Source organism: Streptomyces sp. NPDC001056 (assembly GCF_053598955.1).
On record NZ_JBSFLI010000023.1, the window covers coordinates 85528 to 107525 of the forward strand.

General features: G+C 71.6%; 23 protein-coding genes and 2 pseudogenes. 8 read left to right on the forward strand and 17 right to left on the reverse strand.

Annotated elements, in window-relative coordinates; all coding sequences use genetic code 11:
* Positions 1-5: 5 nt before the first annotated feature.
* Positions 6-104: pseudogene (locus ACWDD7_RS25440) on the forward strand (ABC transporter permease); the annotation flags it as partial.
* Positions 105-176: 72 nt separating this feature from the next.
* On the opposite strand, the pseudogene ACWDD7_RS25445 reads toward ACWDD7_RS25440, so the two are convergent.
* The 6 genes and pseudogenes from ACWDD7_RS25445 to ACWDD7_RS25470 form a co-directional block, all read right to left on the reverse strand.
* Positions 177-809: pseudogene (locus tag ACWDD7_RS25445) on the reverse strand (cytochrome P450); the annotation flags it as partial.
* Positions 806-1396: a GTP-binding protein gene (locus ACWDD7_RS25450; protein WP_450459048.1), complete on the reverse strand. Its 591-nt coding sequence runs from the start codon at positions 1394-1396 to the stop codon at positions 806-808. The pseudogene ACWDD7_RS25445 and the gene ACWDD7_RS25450, both read right to left, overlap by 4 nt.
* Positions 1374-1730, reverse strand: coding sequence for a DUF742 domain-containing protein (locus tag ACWDD7_RS25455; protein ID WP_450459049.1), 357 nt, complete (start codon positions 1728-1730; stop codon positions 1374-1376). Before ACWDD7_RS25455 ends, ACWDD7_RS25450 begins: the two co-directional genes overlap by 23 nt.
* Positions 1727-1963 carry a hypothetical protein gene (locus tag ACWDD7_RS25460; RefSeq protein ID WP_450459050.1) on the reverse strand — a complete coding sequence of 79 codons (237 nt, stop codon included), beginning with the start codon at positions 1961-1963 and terminating at the stop codon, positions 1727-1729. Before ACWDD7_RS25460 ends, ACWDD7_RS25455 begins: the two co-directional genes overlap by 4 nt.
* A gap of 546 nt (positions 1964-2509) precedes the next feature.
* Entirely contained in the window at positions 2510-3547 is a 1038-nt protein-coding gene (locus ACWDD7_RS25465) for a HEAT repeat domain-containing protein (protein ID WP_450459051.1), read from the reverse strand.
* A complete protein-coding gene (locus tag ACWDD7_RS25470) occupies positions 3541-4389 on the reverse strand; it encodes a HEAT repeat domain-containing protein (RefSeq protein WP_450459052.1) in 849 nt (282 codons plus the stop codon). The genes ACWDD7_RS25465 and ACWDD7_RS25470 overlap by 7 nt, the downstream gene beginning before the upstream one ends.
* Positions 4390-4779: 390 nt before the next feature.
* Between ACWDD7_RS25470 and ACWDD7_RS25475 the strand changes: the two genes are divergently transcribed.
* Positions 4780-5286 (forward strand): hypothetical protein, encoded by a 507-nt coding sequence (locus tag ACWDD7_RS25475; RefSeq protein ID WP_450459053.1) that lies wholly within the window; start codon positions 4780-4782, stop codon positions 5284-5286.
* 44 nt (positions 5287-5330) lie between these two features.
* Here ACWDD7_RS25475 and ACWDD7_RS25480 read toward each other — a convergent pair whose 3' ends face one another.
* From ACWDD7_RS25480 to ACWDD7_RS25530, 11 genes are all read right to left on the reverse strand, one after another.
* Entirely contained in the window at positions 5331-6395 is a 1065-nt protein-coding gene (locus ACWDD7_RS25480; RefSeq protein ID WP_450459054.1) for an SDR family oxidoreductase, read from the reverse strand.
* 27 nt (positions 6396-6422) lie between these two features.
* Positions 6423-7670 carry a beta-ketoacyl-[acyl-carrier-protein] synthase family protein gene (locus ACWDD7_RS25485; RefSeq protein WP_351868566.1) on the reverse strand — a complete coding sequence of 416 codons (1248 nt, stop codon included), beginning with the start codon at positions 7668-7670 and terminating at the stop codon, positions 6423-6425.
* Entirely contained in the window at positions 7667-7927 is a 261-nt protein-coding gene (locus tag ACWDD7_RS25490) for an acyl carrier protein (protein ID WP_392215698.1), read from the reverse strand. The genes ACWDD7_RS25485 and ACWDD7_RS25490 overlap by 4 nt, the downstream gene beginning before the upstream one ends.
* 49 nt (positions 7928-7976) lie before the next feature.
* Positions 7977-9368, reverse strand: a complete 1392-nt coding sequence (locus tag ACWDD7_RS25495) for an aspartate aminotransferase family protein (RefSeq protein WP_450459055.1) — start codon at positions 9366-9368, stop codon at positions 7977-7979.
* Positions 9365-9826 carry a type II toxin-antitoxin system RatA family toxin gene (locus ACWDD7_RS25500; RefSeq protein WP_450459056.1) on the reverse strand — a complete coding sequence of 154 codons (462 nt, stop codon included), beginning with the start codon at positions 9824-9826 and terminating at the stop codon, positions 9365-9367. The genes ACWDD7_RS25495 and ACWDD7_RS25500 overlap by 4 nt, the downstream gene beginning before the upstream one ends.
* A complete protein-coding gene (locus ACWDD7_RS25505; RefSeq protein WP_450459057.1) occupies positions 9813-11087 on the reverse strand; it encodes a GNAT family N-acetyltransferase in 1275 nt (424 codons plus the stop codon). The genes ACWDD7_RS25500 and ACWDD7_RS25505 overlap by 14 nt, the downstream gene beginning before the upstream one ends.
* Before the next feature lie 44 nt (positions 11088-11131).
* Positions 11132-12262 carry an acyl-CoA dehydrogenase family protein gene (locus ACWDD7_RS25510; protein WP_450459059.1) on the reverse strand — a complete coding sequence of 377 codons (1131 nt, stop codon included), beginning with the start codon at positions 12260-12262 and terminating at the stop codon, positions 11132-11134.
* A 38-nt stretch (positions 12263-12300) separates the two neighbouring features.
* A complete protein-coding gene (locus ACWDD7_RS25515) occupies positions 12301-13494 on the reverse strand; it encodes a cytochrome P450 (RefSeq protein WP_450459060.1) in 1194 nt (397 codons plus the stop codon).
* 304 nt (positions 13495-13798) lie between these two features.
* Positions 13799-14686 carry a carbohydrate ABC transporter permease gene (locus tag ACWDD7_RS25520; protein ID WP_450459061.1) on the reverse strand — a complete coding sequence of 296 codons (888 nt, stop codon included), beginning with the start codon at positions 14684-14686 and terminating at the stop codon, positions 13799-13801.
* Positions 14683-15582: a carbohydrate ABC transporter permease gene (locus tag ACWDD7_RS25525; protein WP_450459062.1), complete on the reverse strand. Its 900-nt coding sequence runs from the start codon at positions 15580-15582 to the stop codon at positions 14683-14685. Before ACWDD7_RS25525 ends, ACWDD7_RS25520 begins: the two co-directional genes overlap by 4 nt.
* An 8-nt stretch (positions 15583-15590) precedes the next feature.
* Positions 15591-16904: an ABC transporter substrate-binding protein gene (locus tag ACWDD7_RS25530; protein WP_450459063.1), complete on the reverse strand. Its 1314-nt coding sequence runs from the start codon at positions 16902-16904 to the stop codon at positions 15591-15593.
* A 342-nt stretch (positions 16905-17246) separates the two neighbouring features.
* Between ACWDD7_RS25530 and ACWDD7_RS25535 the strand changes: the two genes are divergently transcribed.
* The 6 genes from ACWDD7_RS25535 (at position 17247) to ACWDD7_RS25560 (ending at position 21986) form a co-directional block, all read left to right on the forward strand.
* On the forward strand, positions 17247-18266 hold the full coding sequence (locus ACWDD7_RS25535; RefSeq protein WP_450459064.1) for a sugar ABC transporter substrate-binding protein: 1020 nt from the start codon (positions 17247-17249) through the stop codon (positions 18264-18266).
* Positions 18263-19339, forward strand: a complete 1077-nt coding sequence (locus ACWDD7_RS25540; RefSeq protein WP_450459065.1) for an ABC transporter permease — start codon at positions 18263-18265, stop codon at positions 19337-19339. Before ACWDD7_RS25535 ends, ACWDD7_RS25540 begins: the two co-directional genes overlap by 4 nt.
* A gap of 3 nt (positions 19340-19342) precedes the next feature.
* Positions 19343-20245, forward strand: coding sequence for an ATP-binding cassette domain-containing protein (locus tag ACWDD7_RS25545; protein ID WP_351868533.1), 903 nt, complete (start codon positions 19343-19345; stop codon positions 20243-20245).
* Between the two features lie 2 nt (positions 20246-20247).
* Entirely contained in the window at positions 20248-21150 is a 903-nt protein-coding gene (locus tag ACWDD7_RS25550) for a sugar phosphate isomerase/epimerase family protein (RefSeq protein ID WP_450459067.1), read from the forward strand.
* Between the two features lie 5 nt (positions 21151-21155).
* Positions 21156-21662, forward strand: coding sequence for a nucleotidyltransferase domain-containing protein (locus ACWDD7_RS25555; RefSeq protein ID WP_351868657.1), 507 nt, complete (start codon positions 21156-21158; stop codon positions 21660-21662).
* A 129-nt stretch (positions 21663-21791) separates the two neighbouring features.
* On the forward strand, positions 21792-21986 hold the full coding sequence (locus ACWDD7_RS25560; protein ID WP_351868527.1) for a hypothetical protein: 195 nt from the start codon (positions 21792-21794) through the stop codon (positions 21984-21986).
* The last annotated feature ends 12 nt before the right edge of the window (positions 21987-21998 follow it).

Consider the following 21998-nt stretch of genomic DNA (forward strand, 5'->3'; position numbering starts at 1 on the left):
GCAGGAGCGTGGTTCTCATCGGCGCCGACGCTGTGGCTGTTGGCTTCCGCTCCACCGACGTCACAACCCTGGAGTGGCTGACGGCGTTCGGGCTGGCAGCGCTGAGTAGGAGCGATCGTGACCTCGGAGGCCAACTGCCGGGCGGAGCGGACCTACGGGGCGATGGGGTCGGTGACCAGGAGCCTGCTGGTCACGTCGTCGCCGGGACGCCGGCGGCGCAGGGCGACGAGGTCGGCGACGGCCTGGGCGAGGATCTGGTTGCCGATGGAGGCGTTGACCCCGTCGAAGACCTTGGACATGCCGTCCGCGATCCGCTGCCCGACCTCGTCGGGGCAGCCGAGCAGATGGTTGAGCGTCCTAAAGGCGAGCGGCCAGGCGTACTGGGACAGCAGGTCGGCCTTCCCGCCGGCCTTGAAGGCATTGATGGTCTGGGCGGCGACCTGCTCGACGTGATCCCGCAGCGCGTGCTGGTCGACGGCCCGGAGCGCGGCGGTGTTGGCGGCCCGGTAGCGGGCGTGCTCGCCGCCGGCGGAGCGCAGCGCGTTGGGCCGATACTCCATCATCGGCCGGATCGGGCAGGTGTCCGGGACGGTGGTCTGCCACCGGCGCGGGTCGGCGGGGAAGCGCTGCGGGTCGCCGAGGATACGGCGAGCGTGCTCGTAGCCGACGACCAGCGTGGCCGGCACGCCGGGCGCCAGGTCCACCGGGACCAGGGGCCCGAACTGCTCGCGCATACGCCGGTAGAAGGCGTGCGGGTCCTGGGCGAAGTCCGGCTCGTACAGGGAGATGCGAGGGGGCGCGGTGCTCACGGTCGGGGCTCCAGACGTGCGAGGTATTCGGTGAGCTGGATCAGGGCCTGCATGCAGGACGCCCGCTCGCGGGCGTCGCACACGGTCAGCGGGGTGTGTGCCTCCAAGGCGAGCGCCTCGTGGATCTCGGCGAGCGGGTAGCGGGGTGCGCCGTCGAACTGGTTGACCGCGACCGCGTACGCCACGCCGGCCTCTTCGAGGAGGGTGAGGATCTCGTGGGAGGCGTCCAAGTCGCGGGGGTCGACCAGGACCAGAGCGCCGAGGGCGCCGGCGATCAGCTCCTCCCACAGGAACCGGAACCGGGCCTGGCCTGGGGTGCCGAACAGGTAGAGCACCAGGTCGTCGTCGAGGTGCTTGCGCCCGAAGTCGACGCCGACGGTGGTGGTGCTTTTCTCCAGCGTGCGGGCCAGGTCGTCGACCAGAGCGCTGGCCTGGGTGATCGTCTCTTCCATGTGCACGGGCGGCACTTCGGAGACGCTGCCGACGAACGTGGTCTTGCCCACGCCGAAGGCTCCGGCGACCACGATCTTCGCGGTCGCCGTCACCGTCGGCGCGACGAACCGGTCAGGCGTGAGCGCGGAGGCCATGAAGGACCCTTTCGATCAGTGAGGCGGGAGGACGGTCGTCGTCCTGGGCCTGGGCGAGGGTCATCAGCCCGAGACCGATGAGGTCGGCGACGAGGATGCGGGTGGTCGAGGGCGGCAGGGCGAGTTCGGAGGCGATCTCGGCGACGGCCAGACCGCCACCGCGGGAGCCGGCGAACAGAGCCAGCAGGCGGCGCCCGTCGGCATTAAGTCCGGGGTGGGTGCCGGTAGCGGCGAAGACCACGCTCTCCAGACGCACGTCCGTACTGGGGCGGGTACGTCCGCCCGTGCGGACGTAGGGCCTGACCAGGTCGGGATCCTGCCGCGGCCTGCTCATGCCAGGGGTGCTTCCACGCCGCTGGTCACCCGGGTTTTGACGCCCAACTGGTCGCCGACGCTTCCCGCCAGCCGCAGGGCGGCCTCGCCGATCACACCGATGTCGACGTGGGGGCTGCTGGTACGGACGGCGCCCGCGATGCGGGAGTAACGGAGGTCGCCGGGTCTCACCTGGCCCAGGGCGACGGTCTGGTTGGGGTCGGTGGTGAAGCCGGCGGCCTCGCTTTCCGTCATCTTGCGCAGGGCGGCGCGGGCTTCGGCGGTGGTGGAGTGGCCGCCGCGGCGGACGATCGTGCGGTGCTCGGTGGGGGAGCGGTCCGGACGGCCTGGAGGCCGGGCAGGGAACCGACCCGGTCGGTGATGAAGTCGAAGAGGGTGTCGGCGCCGGCGCGGAAGACGGTGGCCAGGAGGTTGCTGGTGCCGGTGGTGCCGGTGGTGCCAGTAGCCCAGCAGTTGTTCGCCGAAGTCGACGCCGAAGGTCGTCGAGGTCCAGGGGGGCCGAGTCCGCCCGCACCGTGCGGGAGGTCATCGGCCTGGCCGACGTCCACCACAAGCCCGGCGAGCAAGGGTCGGTCCCCTCCTCCGGCTCGTTCCGGACGGACGGCATGGCCGTCGTGCCGTGCAGCGTGAAACAGCGTGAAAACCCTCGCCTCGATCCGCACCGGCTACGCCGGCAACCTCATTCATGATCACGGCGGGACAGCGCAGCTCCGACCGGTCGCAGTCCCGGCGGAGCGGTGCCGCCGGGACAGGGTGCCGCGGCGCCCCGGCCGCGGGCTCTCAGGAACCCTCGTCGGCTCGGTCCCCAGCGAACCGCTCTTCGAGGACTGCGACGAAGGCCGAGGCGACGAGGGCGACAGCACGGTCGTCGTCATGGGTCAGCTGACGCAGGACCTCCGGCACGGTGGTCCCCGACAGCTCGACCAGTGCCTGGGCCACGCGAATCCGCATCGCGGGGTCCGCCGTGCGCGCGGCGAGTGCGTCGACGAGCGAGGTCGTGATCCGGTCCGCGGACCCGGGGTCCCGGGACAGCGTTCCCAGGACCTCCGCCGCGTCGACGTCGTGGGAGCCCTCGACCACCATGCCGACGAGTGTCGGCACGGCCGCGGTCACGCCACGCCTGCCCAACGCCAGTGCGGCGTGCTCGCGCACCGTCGTGTCCGGGTCCCCGAGCGCCTCCGCGAGCACCACGGTCGCACCCGGGGCTTCGGACATCCCGGCGATCGCCCGCACCGCGCGCCGCCGGATGTCGACGTCTTCCGACCGCACGCCGGCGGCCAGCATCGCCACGCCGTCGCCACGCGACCGGGCGAGCGCCCAGCACAGGGCGCCTGCGACGTGGGGGTCGGATTCGGACAGGACCGCACCGGCCAGCAGCTCGGCGGGGACCGCCACGCTTTCCGGCCGGGCCAGGACGGCCTGCTGTCTGCGCGCGGCGCTGGTCGAGTCGAGCCCCTGCATGAGTTCGACGATGCGCAGGACACCCTGCCAGCCGGTGGGCGCCGACGCATCGACCGCGCGGAGCCGCTTGAGCAGCTCCTGTTCCCGCTCCAATCGATCTTCCGTCCACCGGATGAGGTCGCCGACCAGAGCGGACGGGGTGAAGGCCGGGTCCTCCAGCGCGAGCCCGATCTGCTTGAGGGAGAGCCCCAGGGACCGCAGGCTCTCCACGTGGAAGATCCTGCGGACGTCCTCGGCGGAGTACTCGCGGTAGCCGCCGACGGTGCGACCGGTCGGTCGCACCAGCCCGAGGGCGTCGTAGTGCCGAAGCATCCGCGTGCTCACCCCCGAGCGACGGGCCACCTCACCGATCAGCAATTCGAGCTCTCCGCAGCCTCGGCAGCCTCCGTCGGCCCGGTCGTCATCGTGGGCTCGGCGGCCTCCGCGGTCTGGGCGGCCTCCGCGGTCTGGGCGGCCTCCGCGGTCTCGGCGGTCTCCGGAGCCTCGCCACCTCCCGACGCGGCTGCGGCCGCGGCGGCGGCTCGTTCCGGACCGAGTGCGACGACTCGTCTCGCCTCGAAGACAGCCGCGTCGAAACCGGTCTCCGCGTCCCGCAGGAGCAGCACGGTGGCACGGGCGTGCGCGGCCACCACCGGGTCGGAGTTCGCCGCGGCCTTCTCCAGGGCGGGTTCGATCACGTCACCGAGGTCGACGAAGGCCCGGCTCAGGCTCAGCCGCACATCGCGGTCGCCGCGGCCGAGCTGCGGGACCAGTTCGTCGGCCAGGTCCTTCTTGTCGTCCTCGGGCACAAGGGCGACCGCGACGCGCCATGCCGTCCGTGCCACCTCGTCGTCGGCGTCACGCAGCATGGCGCGCGTGATCCAGGCCCACGCGCTCTTGTCGCCGATCTTGGAGAGCGTGTGCAACGCCTGACTGCGCGCCCGGGCGCGCTCGGAGTCGAGTTCCTGACGAATCCGGGGCAGGGTGATTTCCGGCGGGAGGCGGGTCAGCGCCCACGACAGCATGTCCCGCACGAAGAAGTCCGGCTCGACCGCGCACCGCTCGACGAGCGTCTCCAGGAGGCCGGGGTCGGGGTTCGAGCCGACCGCCAGGGCCGCCTGAAGGCGAACCGACGAGTCCTCAGCGCCCAGGGCGTCGACCAGGCGGGTGTTCTGCGGGGCTCCGTTTGTCGCGTTGATCGGGACCACCTCCTGTACCAAGTGGACACCTTGTCACCGTGGCAAGGTCAAACCCGTGCCAAGGTCAAACCCGTGCCAAGGTCAAACCCGTGCCCGCCGACCGGAACCGGGCTACGTGCCGGTGATTCCGAGGAGAACGCGGGTGGACCGGCGCGAGCGGGGATGGTCGCAAGGGTTCACCGGTGCCCATCGGCTGAAGCCGCCTTGGCCGGCCACCGGCGCGTTTCGGCCGCCGTCGGCGGCCCGAAATGCCAAGAGCCGGCTTCGGGTTCCTCCGAGACCTCCCCGCCGGAGCGCCCGTTGCCGCGTCCCGGTTGTCACCGTCCCGTCACAGCCGTCGGCCGATGAAACCCGCGCCCACGGTCCGGTATCTCCCTGGGCGTCAGAAGAACTTCGTAGCAGAGGATGCTCATGAAGCACCGTTACGTCTCCGCCGCCGTCGTCCTCGCCTCCGCCGCCGCGCTCGTCACCGTCGCGTGCGGGTCGTCCAGCGCCGGCCCGAACCCGGCCGCGGGCACCCCGGCCGCCTCCGCCAAGACCGGTTCGGCCACCACCGGTGCGGCCGGGACGCCGGTCGCGGCGGCCTGGAAGCCCTGCTACCTGCCCACGGGGTACCAGCACTTCCTCAAGCTGGAATCCGCCAAGGACTCCCACGGAAACACCGTCGTGCGCGTCACCCCGGAGGCGTGCAAGGTGAACACCCGGAACGACGAGGACGTCGTCTACACCTCGACGGGGGCGGTCCGGTCGCTCGGCTTCGCGTCGGGTGCGTCCGTCAAGGTACTCAAGGACACCACGACCGTGAAGGTCACCCCGAAGTGGCTGGTGAACCACAAGCTCGCCAACAGCCCCTACTTCTACTACCGCGTCAACGGCAAGAACCAGATCACCGCCATGCAGGAGATCTACCACCCGTAATGGTGCTCCCCGCCCGGCGACGCGTACGGCGGCCTCCCGCTCCCTCACATGGGCCGCGTCCCCGGGGGGTTCCGCGGTGGCGAGGCGTCTTCCGGCAGCAGCGTCCACGGCCGCGGCTCCGCCAGGGCCAGGCGGGGTTTTCGGGTGGCCCAGTGGTGGACCGCCGTCGTCATCGCGGAAGCCGGGTCCCGGACGGGGCGGGTCGGGGTGAAAGGGGCGGCCATGCCGGTGTAGCTCTGGAACATGGCGAGGAGCTTGACCGCCTCCGCCTGGAAAGGGGAGAGGCAGCGGTCGGCGAGGGGGAGGAAGAAGCGGGTCCAGGTGTCCGGGGGGATGATCGGGGGGTGGGCGATCGGCGGGGCGCCGTGGGCGGCGCGGAAGGCGTTCAGCGCGGTGCAGGTCACGTCGATCAGGGTGGAGAGGCGCAGGGCGCGGGTGCCGGCCGCCACGATCTCGGTGCGGGGAGCGCGAGGCGGTGCGCCGAGGGCCGCGTCCGCGACGGCGTCGGCGACCTCGTCCACCGGGCTGATCTCCGCGAAGCCCTCCGGGTCGCCGACGACGACCGCGGCGAGGCCCGACACGAGGGCGTGCAGCAGCGTGTACGGCCCGGAGAAGCGGGCGATGCGGCCGTCCCGTCGCCTGCCGACGACCAGCGGAGGGCGGACGATCGTCAGGGGGCCGCGGTGTTCCTGGCGCACGATCTCCTCGCACACCGCCTTGGACCACTCGTAGCCGTTGCGGTAGCCGTCGAACCCCGTGCCGTCCGCCGCCCGTTCCCCGGCGACGTACGCGGTGGACACGTGCACCAGATGTGTGTCGCGGTCGGCGAGGGCGAGGACCGCGCGCAGCGGCTCCACGTTGGCGGCGAGCGCCTCGGAGCGGGTCATCGTCCAGCGTGTGGAGGCCGCGGTGTGCACGATGACGTCCCAGTGACCGCCGAGTTCCGCCGGCGCCGGCCGCTGCCCGATCGGCCAGGGCACGACCCCCGCGTCCGGCGCGCGACGCGCCGTACGCACCAGGACGTGCCGCGGCGCGTCGGCGGCCGCGCGCAGGGTGCCGGCGGTCTCGGTGCCGATCACACCGGTGGCACCGGTGAGGAGGATGCGCATGGTTCCGTCTCCGAGCGGCGCGAGGGGTCAGGGGGGCGGGGCGAGGACGAGGCAGGCGTTCTGCCCGCCGAAACCGAAGGAGTTGGAGAGCACGGGAGCCGAACGCACCGCCCGGGGTGAGCCGGTGACCAGGTCCACGAGGTCCGCCTCCGGGCTGCTGACCGTGTTGGCGATCGCCGGGACGAGGCCCACCGACGCACAGCGCAGCGCCAGCGCCGCCTCCAACGCGCCCGAGCCGCCGATGAGATGGCCGGTGACCCCCTTGAGCGCGGTGACCGGCGGGGACTGCCCGCCGAAGCAGCGGCCGATCGCGGCGGCCTCGGCGTGGTCGTTGAGCAGCGTGGAGGTGCCGTGCGCGTTGACGTGGCCGATGTCCGACGGCGACAGCCCCGCGTCGGCGAGCGCCGAGCGCATACAGGCCGCCGCGACCGAGCCGTCCTCGTGCGGGGCCACGATGTGGAAGGCGTCGCAGTTGTCCGCGTAGCCCGTGATCTCACCGTGGACCGTCGCCCCGCGCGCCACCGCGAGGTCCCACCGCTCCAGCACCAGCATCGCCGCGCCCTCGCCCACCACGAAACCGTCGCGCCCCGCGTCGAAGGGCCGACTGGCCAGCCGGGGCTCCTCGTTGCGCAGGGAGAGCGCCCGCATCCGGGCGAAGCCGCTCATGATGACGGTCGTGACCGGCGCGTCGGCGCCGCCCGCGAGCGCCATGTCCAGCTCCCCGTACCGGATCTTGCGGGCCGCCTCGCCGAGCGCGGTGGTGCCGCTGGCGCACGCGGTGGCGTACGTGGTGCACGAGCCGCGGAACCCGAACCGCATGGCGATGCGGCAGGCCGGGGAGTTGGCCATCGTCCGGGGCACGGTGTGCACCGGCATTCCCATCGGGGAGTCTCCGTGGTCGCGCGCGGTCGCCTCCATGCTGGGCAGGCCGCCGATGCCGGTGCCCAGCTGCACCCCGGTGCGCTCCGGGGCCAGATCGCCGGGCGGGCGGGCGTCGGCGACGGCGTCGGCCGCCGCGCACAGCGCCAGCATGGTCACCCGGTCGATCTGCCGGGCCTCGCGGCGAGTCAGATACGCCTCGGGCTCGAACGGCGGCACCAGGCAGGCGAAGCGCACGGGTACGGCCTCGGCGGCCAGCCGATCGACCGGCGCCGCCGTGGACTCGGCCGCCAGAAAGGTCTGGTACGCCTCCTCCGGTGTGTTGCCCGCCGGCGACTTCACCCCGATGCCGGTGACGGCCACCCGGAACCTGCCGCGCGCGTCCCGGGCGGTCATCGCGGCTCCGCGAGCCGGGTCTCCAGCAGGTCCACGGCCTCGCCCAGGGTGTCCGCGGCGGTCAGGTCCCGCACCGGGACGCACAGTCCGAGGGCCGTCTCCAACCGGGAGCCGATCTCCATGAGTTCGAGACTGTCGACGCCGAAATCGTCCACCAGGCTGGTGGCGCCGTGGAGTTCGTCCGGCTCGGTGCCGATCACATCGGAGACGACGGTACGCAGCAGGAGGTCGAGCTGTTCACGGGTCCGGGAGGGCATGGGGGTTCCGTTCTCCTTCGGCGCGGCGCGGCGCGGACGGGCGGCGGGTTCATTTCTCGGTGCACCGGGCCGCGGCCTCGGCCGTGGCGTGGTCGAGGGCGGCCAGCGCCTCGCCCACCTCCGGCGGGCCGCAGGCGAGCGACGGCAGCAGACGGACGGTGGTGGGGCGGCTCAGGCAGGGGGAGACGAGCAGGCCCGCGTCGGCGAGGCCGAGGACGACGTCGCCGGCCAGGTGCGGGGAGGCGTAGTCGACGCCCCAGAGCAGGCCGCGCCCGCGCACCTCGCGCACCGCGCCGGCGTGCCGGCTTCGCAGCCGGGCGAGTCCTTCGGCCATGGCGTCGGCCAACTCCCCTCCATGGGCGGCGCGTTGTTCGATCGCCGCCAGGGCCGGTGGCAGTGCGGCGCAGGCCAGCGGATGACCGCCGAACGTCGCCGAGTGCAGGAACGGGTCCGCCGCCAGCGGCGCGTACAACTCCTCGGAGCACACCACCGCCGACAGGGGTACGACGCCCCCGCCCAGCGGTTTGCCCACCAGGACCGCGTCCACGGGCAGCCCCTCCGCGAGCGCCACCGACCGCTCCCCGCAGCGCCGCAGTCCGCACTGGATCTCGTCGGCGATGACGAACGCCCCGTGCCGCCGGGCGTCCGCGCACCAGCGCCGCAGCACGGCCGGGGGCAGGGGTACGACGCCGTTCTCGCCCTGCACGGGTTCGAAGACGATCGCCGCCAACCCGTCGCGAGAGGCGGCTCTTTGGACGGCCTCGGCATCCTCCGGGTCCGCGTGCGCCACGTCGGTCACGCTGCCGCGCAGCCCGGCGCGGAAGAGCGGGCTGTGGGTGAGCGCCAGCGCCCCGATGGACTTGCCGTGGAACCCCCCGCGCACCGCCAGCACCCGGCTCCGCCCGGACGCCAACCGGGCCAGCTTGACCGCCACCTCCACCGCGTCGGCGCCGTTCAGCCCGAAGTACACCTTCGGCAGGGCGTCCTCGAAGTACCGCACCAGGGTGGTGGCCGCCTGCGCCGTCACCGGGTTGGCGAGGCTGCGCGTGGCGGTGGGCAGGGTGTCCAGCGCCCGGTGCACGGCGGCCACGACCGCCGGATGCCGGTGGCCGAGCAGCGGCACGGCGTAGGACCCGAAGTCGAGCACGTCTCGACCGTCGGACAGGGTCACCCGACAGCCCTCGGCGCCGACCTCCACCGCACCGCGCCCGGCGAAGTTGCCGGTCAGGGCGAGACCGGGGGAGAAGTGCCGGCGGACGAGGTCGAAGGTGTGCCGGGCGTCGGGGAGTCGATCGTACGGGACCGCCGCGTCCGGCGCCCCGTGGTCCTCGGCCGCCGCGTCCGGCGCCCCGTGGTCCTCGGCCGCCGCGTCCGGCCGACCCGCCCGGACACCCCCGCCCTCGCGGCCCGCGCCCGCCCCCGCCGCCGATCCTGCCGTCACCGCCCCGCCCCCGCGTCCGCCGCACCCAGCCGCCGCTCCAACGCCCGCAGCATCTGCGCCGCGTTCTCCCGCAGCGCCTCCGAGGCCACCGGGTTGAGCATCTCGGCCAGCAGCGGGATACCGATGTCGAAGTCGACGTGCAGGGCCACCGTGCTGTGCCCCTCCCCGGCCGGTGTCACGGCCCAGTATCCGGAGAAGTCCCCGAGGTCGCCCGCGACTTGGCGGAAGTCGAACCGCCGTGCCGCGTCGTCGAGCACCTCCTCCTCGGTCCACCGCAGGACCGAGCCCTTGAGGTGGACCGACCACGCGGTCGTACGGTGTTCCGCGTTGCCGCGCTCGACCACCGTCACCGATTCCACGTTGTCCATGCACCCCGGATAGGACTCGACGTCGGCCACGGCGGCCCAGGCGTCCTCGGGAGAGGCGGCGATACGCAGTTCCACGTCAACTCGGGGCATACGGAGTCCTCTTCTCGGGCGCGGGCGCGGGCGCGGGCGCGGGCGACGGGACGACGGCGGGCCGGGCGAGCAGCTCGGCGTGCGGGCCGAGGGCCTCGGCCAGGGCGGTGTCCAGGGCGCGCGGCAGTACGGTGCGCAACAGGGCGCGGGGGAGCGGACGGCGGTGGGTGAGCGCGTAGGACTGGGCGACCAGGCCGCAGCCCAGCTCCACCTTCGGTGTGTACGCGGTCTGCGCGAAGCGGATGTGGGTGCAGCCGGACTCGATCGCCAGCCGGATCGCCCCGTAGTGCACGGCGTGGTACAGCCGTGCCTGGTGGGCGATCCGGTAGTCGAGGCCGATCCGTGCGCCGGTCGCCCCGGTGCCCCGGAACAGGCACAGCAGGAAGGCCACGAGCCGGTCGCCCTCGAACGCGGCGACCAGCGCCCGCCGGGGCTCTGCCGAGACCGCCAGGGCCGCGAGGAAGGACGCGTCCAGCCGGTCCAGCGTCTGGTCCGCGCGGTCCATGACCTGCTCGTACAGGGCGAGTACGGCGGGGACGAGCGGCGCGAAGTCCTCGATGATCTCGATGCGCGTGCCCGGCCAGGCCTCGAACTTGCGCAGTTTGCTGCGGGCGTTGCGCCGCGGCTTGGCCGGCAGCGCCCGCACGTACGCCTCGAACGAGTCGTACCCGAGCCGCAGTTCCGTGTCCGGCATGCTGGGCGTGAAGAAGTACCCGGCACGCTCCAACTCCGGTCGTAGCCAGTCCAGTTCCTCGTCACCGAAGTCCTTGAACACGACGGTCCCGAGCCCCGCCCGGGTGGCCACGTCCCCCACCGCCGAGACCAGCGGTCGTACCGCCTCCGCAGGCAGCGCACCGCCCGCCGCGATGTGTCCCCGGCCCAGCAGATGGCCGCAGAAGAGCATGGGCACACGCAGCAGCCGAGGGCACAGGGCGCGCAGCGGGCGCAGCCGCCGGCGTTCGCGCGGGCCCACCACATCGTCCAGGCGCAGCCCGGGAAAGAGACACAGCGGCAGCACGGCCACCACCTCGCCGTCCCGGCGCAGCAGGAGGTAGCGGTAGCCCTCGGGGCCGAGGCGGCCGCGCTCCATCGCCGCGAACACCCCCTGTGACCACAGCGGATCGTCCGTCGGGGTCAGCGCCTGCCAGACCTCGGGCGGTACGGCGTCGACGGTGGCCGCCTCCTCGACCCGGTAGGGCGCCCGCGCCGGCGGACGTGACGGTTCACCGAGCCGCCGTGCCGTGCCGCGCGCTCGCCTCATGGGTACCTCCTCAGCGGGTGGGGTCGAGGGCCGGGGCCCGCGCGTCAGCCGATGCGCAGCCGGGCGCCGTCCAGGTACTCCCGCAGCGGCTCGGCCATGCGGTCGCGCGAGGGCGGATGGAAGCCGAGCCCGGCCGCGGCCGACGCGAGGTAGGTGCCGTCGGGCGAGCCGATGAACGCCATCCCGCCGAGGGCGGAAAGGCACCGGGGCGCCGTGCGGGCGATGGCGTCCTGCGCCGCGTAGCGCGCGTGGAGCGCCCGGACGAGCAGGGTGTCGTCCCATGCCCGGGTCTCCATGGCCAGCGCCACGGCCTCCACCGCCAGCATCGCGGCCTCGACGTCGACCAGGAACGGCGCGGGGTCGCCGCCGTAGCCCCCGGGCCTGGTCAGCACCCGTTCGACCAGGGCGCTGACGACCCCCAGGTAGCTGGCCGTCACCAGGAGTTCGAACCAGAGGAAGCCCGCGACATTGAGCGAGTCGGGCACCGCGTCGGCCGTGACCTGCGTGGTGACGACCATCTGCGGATCGAGCCGCACATCGGTCAGCACCACCTCGTCGCTCTCGGCCCCCGCCAGCACCGGACTGCCCCAGAAGGGCCGTACGGAGAGCCCCGGGGTCTTCGCCGGTACGAGCGCCACCGCCAGCCGCTCCACCCCGTCCTCACCGGTGAGCGTGACCGAGGCGGTGAGCAGGTCCATCGAGCGGGAGAGGCTGCACGGCTTCTTGCTGCCGTTCAACACCACGTGCTCGTCCCGGAGTTCGGCCCGGATGCGGGGGCGCAGGATGTTCTGGCCGGTGTTGCCCTCCGCGAACCCGGAGGCCAGCAGCAGCCGTTCCCTCGCGACCGCCGCGAGCAGCAGCCCCTCCGTACCGGTGCCGCGCTTCGCGGTCTCCACGAGGCCGGCGACCGAGAAGTGGTGCATGGTGGTGGCGACCGCGAGGGACGGACACCGGGCGCCGACGGCCCGCTGCACCCGGACGGCCTGGAGCACACCGGCGCCGACGCCGGAGTGCTCGGCGGGCACCAGCAGGCCGGGGCCGCCCGCCGCGCGGAACGCCTCGATCGCGGGGCTCGGCGCGCGCTCCAGCTCGGTGAGCGGACGGTCGGCGAGCGCGGTGTCCAGGCCGGGGAGCAGCCGGTCGAGCGCGGCGCGTTCGGTGTGCAGGAAGTTCACGGACGTCCCTTCTGTGGGCCGCGGCCCGGCGGGGGCGCTCAGCCCGAGGTGACGAGGGGCAGACGGGTGAAGGCCCGCAGGCTGACGCTGTCCCGGCGCACCGGGCGCCGGGCGTGGGCCAGCCCGGGAAAGCGGGCCAGCAACTGCCGTACGACCGCGGCACCTTCGAGGCGCGCCAGCGCGGCGCCCAGACAGTAGTGCGCACCCGCGCTGAAGCTGAGCACCCGGATGTCGGGCCGCAGCACGTCGAAGGCGTCGGGGTCCGGATGCCGGGCGGGGTCCCGGCCCGCGGCCGCGAGCACGGTGGTGATGTTGCCGCCCTGCGGGATCGCGACACCGCCCACGGTCAGCGGGCGGGTGGCGATCCGCTCCGTCATCCGCACGGGCGTGTCCCAACGCAGAGACTCCTCCACGGCGTTGGGCACCAGGGCCGGGTCCTCGCGCAGCGGTGCCATCTGTTCGGGATGGCTGAGCAGGGCGTGCACGGTCAGGCCCAGCAGGCTGGTGGTCGTCTCGAATCCGGCCACGAACACCAGCAGCAGCATGTCCAGCAGCTCGCCCTCGCCGAGCCTGCCGTCGTCACTCGCGCGCACCGCGAGCAGCGCGGAGACCAGATCGTCGGCGGGAGCGCGCCGGCGCAGGGCGACCAGCCGGGCGAAGTACCCGCGCAGGGCGGTCACGGCCTCGTCGGCGCGCTTCCAGTCCTCCTCGGTGCGCACCGGCTCCAGCAGTCGGCTGGCGTCCTGCCCGTAGTGGTGGAACCGGTCCTGGTCCGCGTGCGGCACCCCGATCAGATCGCCCACGACGGCCACGGGCAGCGGATATCCCACCAGCTCCTGGAAGTCGGCCGAGCCGCCGCCCCGGGTGGCGTCGGCGAACCGGTCCAGCAGTCCGGCGGTGGTGGTCTCGATGCGCTCCGCCAGGACGGCGATCCGGCGGGCGCTGAACCGGTCGGCCACCAGCCGCCGCAGCCGCACGTGGTCGGTGCCGTTGGCGCGCAGCAGCGAGGAATAGAAGAACACGGCGGCCGGATGGTCCCGCCAGTTCGGCAATTCCGTTTCGCACCAGGTGAGATCGGGAGTGAGACAGGAAGGATCGCTCAGGACCTGCTGGCAGTCGGCGAACCGGGTCAGGAAGTAGGTGTCGAGTTTCTCGTGATAATAGACGGGGGCGATACGGCGCAGTTCGGCCAGTGCCGGATAGGGGTCTTCCTTACCCTCGGCAGTGAACATCGACGAAAGCAGCGTTTCCGGATCCACCGTTGTGGCCTTTCCGGCCATCCGGTCCGTGAGCGGAGTGGCACGCCGCCAGTATGTCCCCCGGCTGGTCCGGCTGCCATACCGGTGAATTCTCCGGCCAATTATGATCCACCTCTGGCCGGATCCGATGAGAGGCGCGAAATGCGCGCCCTCTTCACCACCCGGGGCGCGACCGGGGGGTGAAGAGGGCGAATTAATAAATAATATAAGCGGGATGTGTGTGCGGGTAATGCGAGGGGTGAGAACGGTGGACCGAGCCTTCGCCGGGTCCCGGATCTCACCCCTTGTTCGAGCCGAGCGTCAGCCCGTTGACGAACTGCCGCTGGAGCGCGAAGTACACGATCAGGGTCGGGACCGCGGTCAGCAGCGATCCCGCGGCGACGAGGTTGGGGTCGGTGAAGTACTGCCCGGACAGGTTGTTCAGGGCCGAGGTGATCGGCATGTTCGCGCCGGTCGAGATCAGCACCAGGGCCCAGAAGAAGTCGTTGTAGATCCAGATGGACAGCAGGGTGGCCAGGGCCGCCATCGCCGGTTTGCACAGCGGCAGCGTGATCTGCCAGTAGAGCCGCCACACCGACGCGCCGTCGACCAGCGCCGCCTCGGTCAGCTCGTGCGGCAGCGAGCGCATGTAGTTGCTCAGCACGAACGCGCAGAACCCGGACTGGAAGGCCACGTGGATGAGGACGAGGCCGAGCGCGGAGTCGTACAGCTTCCCGCTCGTCGTGACGCCCGGCAGGTCCGTCAGCAGGTAGAGCCGGTACAGCGGGGTGATGACGACCTGCTGGGGCAGGAGGTTGCCGGCCGTGAAGACCAGCAGCAGGGTGAGGTTCAGCCGGAAGTCGAAGCGGCTGACGTAGAACGCGACGCAGGACGACAGGAACAGCGTCAGCAGCACGGCCGGTACGGCGATCACCACGGTGTTGGCGAAGTAGTGCGGCATGTCCGACTGCTGGAAGGCGTTCGTGAAGTTGTCGAGGCTCAGTTCGTCGGGCCAGGAGACGTAACCCTTGGCGCTGGTCTCGCCGTACGGCCGCAGTGCCGAGAAGACGGCCCACAGCAGCGGGGCGAGCCAGGCCAGCGCCGTGGCGGCCAGGAAGACGTGCAGCAGCACGCGGGCCGGGCGGAGGGGGGCGCGCCGCTTCGCCCCCGCGGTGGTGCCGCTCATGCGCGCCGCTCCCTGCGGAAGGTGGCGATCAGGTACGGGATGATCACCGCCAGGGAGATGACCAGGAGGACGACGGCGATCGCGGAGCCGTATCCGATCCTGCTGGACTCGCCGATGATGTTGTTCGTCACCAGGATCGACAGCAACTCCGTTCCGTGGGCGCCCTTGTTGAAGACGAAGACCAGGTCGAAGGCGCGCAGGGCCTCGATGACGGTGACGACCAGGACGACCGTGTTGGTGGGGCGCAGGGTGGGGAAGACGACGCTCCTGAAGGTCTGCCACTCGTTCGCGCCGTCCAGCGCGGCGGCCTCGCGCAGCGAGGGGTCGACGCTCTTCAGGCCGGCCAGGTAGAGGATCATCATGTAGCCGGTGTGCCGCCAGGACGCGGCGATCAGGACCGCCCACAGGTTCAGGTGCGGGTCCCCGATCCAGTCGATGTAGTGGCCCGGCCTGTTGGTGCCGATGACGCTGTTGATCAGGCCGGTGTCCGGGTTGTAGACGAGCTGCCAGACGAACCCGATGCACGCCATGGAGATGACGACCGGCAGGAAGAACGCGGTCTGGTAGACCCGGCTGAAGCGGATCCGCTTGTCCAGCTGGGTGGCCAGGAACAGGCCGAACGGGGTCGGGAGCAGGATCAGTACGGCGAACCAGACGACGTTGTGCTCGACGGCCGGCCAGAACTGCGGGTTGTCCGTGAACAGCTGCCGGAAGTTGTCGAGGCCCACCCATGTGATGGAGCCGAATCCGATGCCGTCCCAGGTGGTGAAGGCGAGGGCCATGGAGGCGAGCGCGGTGACCCAGACGAGGGCCACGTGCAGCACCGTGGGCACGCCCGCCATGACGGCGAGCGTGAACCGGTCACGGCGGGTCAGCAGCCGTTTCTTCGCAGGCATCCGGGCGCTCACGAGGACGCGAAGATGGTCTTCTTCTGGCGCTCGACGGACGACAGCAGGCCGTCCACGCCCTTGGGGTTCTGCAGGAACTGCTGGAGTCCCGGCTGCATGACGGTGGACGTGAAGTCGGGGCGGGAGTCCCGGTCCATGAACTGGGTGAGGTTCCCGGCCTTGCCGATCATGTCGAACGCCTTCTTCTGCAACGGCGAGTAGGCGGACGTGTCCGCCTTGCCGGAGGCGGCGACCACGCTTGAGTCGGTCCTCAGATACAGCTCCTCGGCCGCCGGGGTGCCCAGGTACTCCAGCAGCTTGACCACGCCCGCGTGGTTCTTCGGCGCCCTGCTCACCATGTAGCCGTCGGTGGGCGCCTCGACGGTGTCCTGGCCGTAGGCGGGGTTGATCTCCGGGAAGGGGAAGAAGTCCAGGTCGTCCAAGGCCGCCTTGTCGGTGAACTGCTGGGCCACGAAGGAGCCGAGGAGGTACATGCCGGCCTGCTCGGCCGCCAGGGACTGGGCCGCCTGCTGCCAGGTACGGCCCATGAAGCCGTCCTGGTGGTAGGGGAGCAGCTCGGCCCAGTGGTCGAAGACGTTCTTGACCCTGGGGTCGGTCCAGGCCGCCTTGCCCGCCATCAGATCGACGTGGAACCGGTACCCGTTGAGCCGGAAGTCGAGCTGGTCGAAGGTGCCCATCGCGGGCCAGGCGTCCTTGTCCCCGAAGGCGATCGGCACGAGGCCGTCGCTCTTCATCCGCTTGCACAGGGCGACGAGCTGGTCCCAGGTGGCGGGTGTCTCGTAGCCGTGCTGCCGGAAGACGGATCTGCGGTAGAAGACGGCCCACGGGTAGGTGGTCATCGGCACGAAGTAGTACCGGCCGTCCTCGCCCTTGCTCAGCTTCTTCATGGCGTCGGGGAAGTTGTCCCCGATCTTCGCCCACACGTCGTCGATCGGCGTGGCCAGCTTCTTCGCCGCGAAGAACTGCATGCGGTAGCCGGCGAACCAGTTGAACACGTCGTCCGGGGTGCCCTGGAGATAGGAGTTGATCTGTTCCTGGAAGGTGTTGTGGTCCTTGGTGTTCACGTGCACGGTGATCCCGGACTGCTTCCGGAAGTCCGCGTAGACGTTCTCGAACGCCTTCTTGGGCACCGGGTCCGAGGCGTTGGAGCCGACGGTGACGGTCTTCGGGTCGGCGGCGGAGCCGCTGCCCCCGCAGGCGGACAGCAGGGGGACGCCGCCCCCGGCGAGCAGGGCGGCGGCACCCGCCCCGCGCAGGAGCGTACGGCGGCCGGGAGAGGAGACGGGCGGACCGGGGTGGGACGGACGCATGGCGGCTCCCGAGGGATACAGGGTTCGGCCACGGGGTGAGCCGATGGCCGCGGAAGTGTCGAAACCGCTCATAAACCAACTCGACCGAACAGTGTGGCCGTAATGACAGCCTCGTATCCGCACAGACGTCAATAGGGCGGTGCGCGGCGGGTGTTGTCTTGCCCGAAACGTGACCGTCGTCGCCGGTCGGCCACAACCCCTCTTGTGCGGGATTTGTTCTGACATCCTGACCTGGGAGTGTGACTATGTCTGGACAAAGTATTGACAGAGGGCCCGGTGAGGACTTGGATCGCGTCCCGACAGCGCCCTTCCCGTCGCACGCACAGTGAGGTGCAAAGAACGATGGATCGCTCTTCTCGCCCGGGTTCGCGCAGAGTGGTGTCGCTGGTGGCCGTGGCCGCCGCCGCGGCGCTGGCCCTCACCGGCTGTTCCAGTGGCCACGGTGGAAAGAAGGCCGAGGAGGCCGCGGCGGACGCCTTCGCGGGCAAGGCGAACACCCCCCGGATGACCGTCGCCCTCGTCACGCACCAGGCGCCAGGCGACACCTTCTGGGACACCGTCCGCAAGGGCGCCGAGGCGGCCGCGGCCAAGGACAACATCAGACTCGTCTACTCTGCCGACCCGAACGCGGGAAACCAGGCGAACCTGGTGCAGAACGCGGTCGACCAGAAGGTCGACGGCATCGCCGTCACCCTGGCCAAGCCCGACGCGCTCAAGACCGTGATCGGCAAGGCGGAGCACGCGGGCATCCCGGTGGTGGGCCTGAACTCCGGGCTGGCCGACTGGAAGAGGCTCGGGCTCCTGGAGTTCTTCGGCCAGGACGAGAGCGTGGCGGGCGAGACGTTCGGGAACAAGCTCGACGCCACCGGCGCCAAGAAGGTCGTCTGTGTCGTGCACGAGCAGGGAAACGTCGGCCTCACCCAGCGCTGCGACGGGCTGAGGAAGACCTTCAAGGGCACCACCGAGACGCTGTACGTCAACGGCACCGACATGCCCTCCGTACGGGCGACCATCACGGCGAAGCTGAAGCAGGACCCCTCGATCGACACCGTCGTCACCCTCGGTGCTCCGTTCGCCGCCACCGCGGTGCAGTCCCTGGGCGATGCGGGTAGCAAGGCCAAGGTGGCCACCTTCGACCTGAACAAGGACCTCGTGAAGGCCGTGCGGAACGGCAGCGTCGAGTTCGCCGTGGACCAGCAGCCGTACCTCCAGGGCTATCTGGCGGTCGACGCGCTCTGGCTCTACAAGTACAACGGCAACTACAGCGGCGGCGGCGTCGAACCGGTGCTCACCGGCCCCGCCTTCGTCGACAGGTCGAACGTCGCCGAGGTGGCCGGGTTCGCCGCCAAGGGGACCCGGTGACGAGCGAGGGCGGCCAGGTCGTCGGCACGCCGCGGGTACCCGGCCCCGAGACCGGTCGGCGGGACGGCCGTACGGCCCGCCGCCCGCCCGTCCTGCGGCTCCTGGCCCGGCCCGAGGTGGGCGTCTTCCTCGGCGCCGTCGCCGTCCTGGTCTTCTTCCTGGTCGCCGCGCCCTCGGTCCGCCAGGGCGGCTCGATGGCCACGGTCCTCTACCAGTCCTCCACCATCGGCATCATGGCGCTGCCGGTGGCCCTGCTGATGATCGGCGGCGAGTTCGACCTCTCGTCCGGGGTCGCCGTGATCACCTCGGCGCTCACCGCGAGCATGCTCGGCTACCAGCTGACCCTGAACGTGTGGACCGGCGTGATCGCCGCCCTGGCCGTCTCGCTCGCCGTCGGCGCCTTCAACGGCTGGATGGTCGTGAGGACGGGGCTGCCCAGCTTCCTGGTCACCCTCGGCACCTTTCTCATCCTCCAGGGCGTGAACCTGGCCGTCACCAAGCTGGTCACCGGCAATGTCGCCACTGACGACATCAGCGACATGGACGGCTTCGGCCAGGCGAAGAAGATCTTCGCCTCCTCCTTCGATGTCGGCGGCGTCCAGGTGAAGATCACCGTGGTGTGGTGGCTGGTCTACGCCGCCCTCGCCACCTGGGTGCTGCTGCGCACCAGGTACGGCAACTGGATCTTCGCCGTCGGCGGCAACCAGGACAGCGCCCGCGCGGTCGGCGTCCCGGTGAAGTTCACCAAGATCACCCTGTTCATGCTGGTCGGCTTCGGCGCCTGGTTCGTCGGCATGCACAACCTGTTCTCCTTCAACACCGTGCAGTCCGGCGAGGGCGTCGGCAACGAGCTGATCTACATCGCCGCGGCCGTCATCGGCGGCTGCCTGCTCACCGGCGGCTACGGCAGCGCGATCGGTCCGCTCTTCGGTGCCTTCATGTTCGGCATGGTCAACCAGGGCATCGTGTACGCCGGGTGGAACCCCGACTGGTTCAAGGCCTTCCTCGGCGTGATGCTGCTCGGCGCCGTCCTGATCAATCTGTGGGTACAGCGCACGGCGACCCGGAGGTAACCGATGAACGACAACGCGGCCGGCACCCACGGCGCCGTCCTCGCCGACACCCCGTCCCCCGGGGCCACCCCGCTGGTCGAGCTGCGCCGGGCGGGCAAGTCCTACGGCAACGTCCGCGCCCTGCACGGCGTCGACCTCACGGTGCGGGCCGGCCGGGTGACCTGCGTGCTCGGCGACAACGGCGCCGGCAAGTCCACCCTCATCAAGATCATCTCCGGCTTGCACCGGCACACCGAGGGCGACTTCCTGGTCGACGGCCGCCCGGTGCGCTTCGGCACTCCGCGCGAGGCGCTCGACCGGGGCATCGCCGCGGTCTACCAGGACCTCGCGACCGTCCCCCTGATGCCGGTGTGGCGGAACTTCTTCCTCGGCTCCGAGCTGACCCGGGGCCCCTGGCCGCTGCGCCGCCTGGACATCGCCCGCATGAAGGAGACGGCCGACCGGGAACTGCGCCGTATGGGCATCGTCCTGGACGACCTGGAGCAGCCCGTCGGCACCCTCTCGGGCGGCCAGCGCCAGTGCGTGGCCATCGCCCGTGCCGTCCACTTCGGCGCCCGCGTCCTCATCCTGGACGAACCGACCGCGGCGCTCGGCGTCAGACAGTCCGGGGTGGTGCTCAAGTACATCGCCGCCGCCCGCGACCGCGGCCTCGGCGTCGTCTTCATCACCCACAACCCCCACCACGCCTTCATGGTCGGCGACCACTTCAGCGTGCTGCGCCTCGGCACCCTGGAACTGTCCGCAGACCGCCGCGACATCACCCTTGAGGAGCTGACCGACCACATGGCCGGCGGCGCCGAACTCGCGGCGCTCAAGCACGAACTGGCCCAGGTGCGCGGCGTGGACGTGGACGAGCTGCCCGAGGACTTCAGCGACACCTCTCCCGACGCCGAAGGGAACACCTGATCATGCCGCACGCCCTCGACCGCATCCGGGTCGGCTCGGCCCCCGACTCCTGGGGCGTCTGGTTCCCCGACGACCCCTTGCAGGTGCCCTGGGAGCGCTTCCTGGACGAGGTCGCCGAGGCCGGCTACGAGTGGATCGAACTCGGCCCCTACGGCTACCTCCCCACCGATCCCGCGCGGCTCACCGAGGAGGTGGCCCGCCGCGGCCTCAAGGTCTCCGCGGGCACCGTCTTCACGGGACTGCACCGGGGGCCCGCGGTCTGGGCGGACACCTGGGCACACGTCGGCCAAGTCGCCTCCCTGGCACAGGCGATGGGCGCCCGGCACCTCGTGGTGATCCCGTCCTTCTGGCGCGACGACAGGACCGCCGAGATCCTGGAGCCGCCCGAGCTGACGGCCGGGCAGTGGGGACACCTCGCCCGGGGCATGGAGCGCCTGGGCCGTGAGGTGAAGGAGACGTACGGCCTCGACATCGTGGTCCACCCGCACGCCGACACCCACATCGACACCGAGGCCCACGTCGAACGCTTCCTCGACGCGACGGACCCCGACGTCGTCGGGCTCTGTCTGGACACCGGTCACTATTCCTACTGCGGGGGTGACAGCGTCAGGCTGATCGAGAGGTACGGCGAGCGCCTCGGCTACCTGCACCTGAAGCAGGTCGACCCGGGGATCCTCGCCGAGGTGGTCGCGAACGGGGTGCCGTTCGGGCCCGCCGTGCAGCGCGGCGTCATGTGCGAACCACCGCACGGTGTACCGGCGCTGGAGCCGGTTCTGGAGGCGGCGCAGAAGCTGGGAGTGGACCTGTTCGCCATCGTGGAGCAGGACATGTATCCGTGCGAGCCGGAGAAGCCGCTGCCGATCGCGACGCGGACGCGGCGGTTCCTCCGGTCCTGCGGGGCGTGATCGTCATGGCCCGCGCCGAACGGGTGCCGGACCGGCCCCCGATCCCGCCGGACCAGTCCGGCGTGCCGCCCGAACGCCTCGACTGCGTACGCGAGTTCCTCGACCGCCTCACCCGGTGGGCCACGGCCCGCGGGGACGTCGTCGGCCTTCTCCTCGTCGGCTCGTACGCCCGCCGGGCCGCACGCCCCTCGTCCGATGTCGACGTCGTCCTGCTCACGACGGACCCGACGCCCTACCTCACCGCGACCCGGACCTCCGGCGACGCCGGCGCCGACTGGGCCGGTGAACTCGGCCTCGGCCGGCCGGTCCGCACCCGCGCGTGGGGCCCCGTCACCGAGCGGCGCTTCGCCCTCGCCTGCGGTCCGGAGGTCGAGTTCGGCATCGGCACCCCGCAGTGGGCACGGACCGACCCGGTCGACCCAGGAACCCGCCGCGTCGTCACCGACGGCGCGCTTCCTCTGTACGACCCCGTGGGCGTCCTCGCCGAGCTGGTCCTGCGCTGTCGGTCGTGACGCCGGACGTCCGGGTGCCGTTCCTGCGCAACCCTGACGGATTCGGCCCGGACGCGGCCGGGAACCAACCGGAGGCACGCGGGCGTTGTAGAGGCGAACGGGGGCGCCCGCGCAGACGGGAGGACGAGGATGACACACCGCACGGAACCCCGGAAGACGGCACAGGACACGGCCGACGCGGCCGCCCTGCGCCGGGACCGCTTCGGCACCCTGCCCGAGCGGATACGTCCCGAGGAGACGGTCGAGACCAAGCCGGCGACCCTGCCGGACCCGGCCCGCGACCGGTATCACGCGGACGAATGGCTGGTGCGGTACTGCGGCTGACGAAGCCGCCGG

Excerpts from the sequence above, each read along its gene's own strand:
- ACWDD7_RS25450 (WP_450459048.1), bottom strand. The coding sequence starts at position 1,396 with ATGGCCTCCGCGCTCACGCCTGACCGGTTCGTCGCGCCGACGGTGACG.
- ACWDD7_RS25455 (WP_450459049.1), bottom strand. The coding sequence starts at position 1,730 with ATGAGCAGGCCGCGGCAGGATCCCGACCTGGTCAGGCCCTACGTCCGC.
- ACWDD7_RS25460 (WP_450459050.1), bottom strand. The coding sequence starts at position 1,963 with ATGACGGAAAGCGAGGCCGCCGGCTTCACCACCGACCCCAACCAGACC.
- ACWDD7_RS25475 (WP_450459053.1), top strand. The coding sequence starts at position 4,780 with ATGAAGCACCGTTACGTCTCCGCCGCCGTCGTCCTCGCCTCCGCCGCC.
- ACWDD7_RS25480 (WP_450459054.1), bottom strand. The coding sequence starts at position 6,395 with ATGCGCATCCTCCTCACCGGTGCCACCGGTGTGATCGGCACCGAGACC.
- ACWDD7_RS25485 (WP_351868566.1), bottom strand. The coding sequence starts at position 7,670 with ATGACCGCCCGGGACGCGCGCGGCAGGTTCCGGGTGGCCGTCACCGGC.
- ACWDD7_RS25490 (WP_392215698.1), bottom strand. The coding sequence starts at position 7,927 with ATGCCCTCCCGGACCCGTGAACAGCTCGACCTCCTGCTGCGTACCGTC.
- ACWDD7_RS25500 (WP_450459056.1), bottom strand. The coding sequence starts at position 9,826 with ATGCCCCGAGTTGACGTGGAACTGCGTATCGCCGCCTCTCCCGAGGAC.
- ACWDD7_RS25505 (WP_450459057.1), bottom strand. The coding sequence starts at position 11,087 with ATGAGGCGAGCGCGCGGCACGGCACGGCGGCTCGGTGAACCGTCACGT.
- ACWDD7_RS25515 (WP_450459060.1), bottom strand. The coding sequence starts at position 13,494 with ATGTTCACTGCCGAGGGTAAGGAAGACCCCTATCCGGCACTGGCCGAA.
- ACWDD7_RS25520 (WP_450459061.1), bottom strand. The coding sequence starts at position 14,686 with ATGAGCGGCACCACCGCGGGGGCGAAGCGGCGCGCCCCCCTCCGCCCG.
- ACWDD7_RS25525 (WP_450459062.1), bottom strand. The coding sequence starts at position 15,582 with ATGCCTGCGAAGAAACGGCTGCTGACCCGCCGTGACCGGTTCACGCTC.
- ACWDD7_RS25530 (WP_450459063.1), bottom strand. The coding sequence starts at position 16,904 with ATGCGTCCGTCCCACCCCGGTCCGCCCGTCTCCTCTCCCGGCCGCCGT.
- ACWDD7_RS25535 (WP_450459064.1), top strand. The coding sequence starts at position 17,247 with ATGGATCGCTCTTCTCGCCCGGGTTCGCGCAGAGTGGTGTCGCTGGTG.
- ACWDD7_RS25545 (WP_351868533.1), top strand. The coding sequence starts at position 19,343 with ATGAACGACAACGCGGCCGGCACCCACGGCGCCGTCCTCGCCGACACC.
- ACWDD7_RS25550 (WP_450459067.1), top strand. The coding sequence starts at position 20,248 with ATGCCGCACGCCCTCGACCGCATCCGGGTCGGCTCGGCCCCCGACTCC.
- ACWDD7_RS25555 (WP_351868657.1), top strand. The coding sequence starts at position 21,156 with ATGGCCCGCGCCGAACGGGTGCCGGACCGGCCCCCGATCCCGCCGGAC.
- ACWDD7_RS25560 (WP_351868527.1), top strand. The coding sequence starts at position 21,792 with ATGACACACCGCACGGAACCCCGGAAGACGGCACAGGACACGGCCGAC.